This is a genomic window from Peptoniphilus indolicus ATCC 29427 (assembly GCF_000227315.1).
Classification (GTDB): Bacteria; Bacillota; Clostridia; order Tissierellales; family Peptoniphilaceae; genus Peptoniphilus; species Peptoniphilus indolicus.
Genome location: NZ_JH165073.1, coordinates 1 through 2,013, shown reverse-complemented (window position 1 = coordinate 2,013; position 2,013 = coordinate 1). Strand labels below are relative to the sequence as shown.

At 27.8% G+C, this 2,013-nt stretch carries 2 protein-coding genes; one reads left to right on the top strand and one right to left on the bottom strand.

Features of this window, described 5'->3' with window-relative positions:
• Window positions 1-1,182: sigma-54 interaction domain-containing protein (locus tag HMPREF9129_RS09755; RefSeq protein ID WP_004823161.1), on the top strand; the 1,182-nt coding region annotated here is incomplete at its 5' end.
• Window positions 1,183-1,239: 57 nt separating this feature from the next.
• On the opposite strand, the gene HMPREF9129_RS09750 is transcribed toward HMPREF9129_RS09755, so the two are convergent.
• Window positions 1,240-1,911: a TMEM164 family acyltransferase gene (locus HMPREF9129_RS09750; protein WP_004823158.1), complete on the bottom strand. Its 672-nt coding sequence runs from the start codon at window positions 1,909-1,911 to the stop codon at window positions 1,240-1,242.
• Window positions 1,912-2,013: the final 102 nt, after the last annotated feature.

Sequence of the window (2,013 nt, the reverse complement as noted above, 5' to 3'; positions counted from 1 at the left end):
ATACTAAATAAAAATATGACTGAAGTTTTTGACAATTTCAATAGCTCTTCTACAACTCAAAAACTTTCGTTGAAAAACACTAAAAATACCAATGAATACTTAGTAAAAACAATTGAAAACTATGTGAATGGAAATATAGAAAGCTATATTTTTCAAATTTCTAAATACGGAAATGTCGTAAAAAATGCTTACAACTTAATAGAAAGCAATTCATCTCTTAATTTTGATGCCATACTCGGAGATAGCATTGCAATAAACAATACCATAACATTAGCTAAGCAAATTTCTAAAGGTAACTCTTCCGTTATGATACGAGGAGAAAGCGGCACTGGAAAAGAACTTTTTGCAAGAGCAATTCACAACGCTTCAGATAGAAAAAATAATCCTTTTATCGTAATCAATTGTGCTTCTATACCTGATAATCTATTAGAAAGTGAACTATTCGGCTATGAAAAAGGAGCTTTTACCGGAGCAAATTCATCTGGAAAAATCGGTCGTTTTGAACTTGCAAATGGTGGAACTTTATTTTTAGATGAAATCGGAGACCTACCAATACATCTTCAACCAAAACTACTTCGTGTTTTACAAGACGGAAAATTTGTAAGACTTGGTGGTAAAAAAACTATTGAAGTTAATTTCAGACTCATAACTGCAACTAATCGAAACTTAGAAAAAATGGTTAAAACCAATGAATTTAGAGATGATTTATATTTTAGATTGAGCGTAATCCCAATAAATATTCCTCCATTACGAGAAAGAAAAAGTGACATCCCGTTAATAGCAAACTGTAAACTAAGTGAATATTGCACTAAGTTAAATAAACCTAAAAAAAGTTTTTCAGATTCAATACTTAACGTATTTCAAAATATACCTTGGGAAGGAAATATACGACAATTAGAAAATATAATTGAGTTTTTGGTTAACATATCAGAAGATGATGTAATAGATGAAACCTTATTACCAAATCATTTACTATCTAAACAACAAACAACAAGTTTTGAAATCAATCAAAATATTTCTACATCACCTTTACAAGAGCAACTCGATGAATATGAAAAAATCATTCTAAAAAATATGGTAGAAAAATATGGTTCGTCAACTAAATCAAAACAAATGATAGCTGACATTTTAAAAATTAATTTATCAACTCTCTACAGAAAACTCTATAGATATAATTTATAGACAAACTCCTAATAAATTTTTAATCTATTAGGAGTTTTCAAATTAATTATTTAATTACTAAAATTTTTGAGATTGTAAGTCCGATTGCTTTTTCTCTAAAAACATAATTATTATAGAAATAAACATAGTCATTAAGAAAAATAAAACTGCTTTTGGCAATCTAATTCCTATAAATGTCGGTAGCTCAGTTAAATATCCATAATTGCTATGCACTAACATATTTGCCGACATCAAAATTGTGTTCATTATAAATGTTAAAGCTAAAGTATCTTTTGGACTAAGATACACATTATTTTTACTTAGTATAATTACACCGCTAATCATCAGTAAAATATGACTTCCAACAAAAGTTACATTGGTAACATGAGGCCAAACATATGGCGAAGGGTCCGGAAAAGTAAATGCAATTATCGCCCCTATAACACCTAACCAAGAAAAATACTTTAGAATTTTTTGACTATTTGTATAATATCCGAAAAACATCATAATAGCTGATAATCTACAATGAAATAAAGGCAATCCTTCTTTTAAAAACAACTCTGCATTTCCAAGATACCAATATAACATCAAAAGCTGTATTCCCGTTCCCAAATTTAAAGATGCTTTTAACAATGTTTCACTATTTCTAAAACGATACGCAAATATTATTGAAACTATTAAAGCCAATCTTATTAATGTAATATTTATACTCGCACTACCATCAACATTGTAGCGAAAGAAATTTTCCATACTATTTCTCCATTCTAAATATCTACTATGTATAATAACACAATATATATTTTATAAGAAATATGTCAAATATAAAACAATTAATTTAAAATATTAGTTTTT

Excerpts from the sequence above, each read along its gene's own strand:
- HMPREF9129_RS09750 (WP_004823158.1), bottom strand. The coding sequence starts at position 1,911 with ATGGAAAATTTCTTTCGCTACAATGTTGATGGTAGTGCGAGTATAAAT.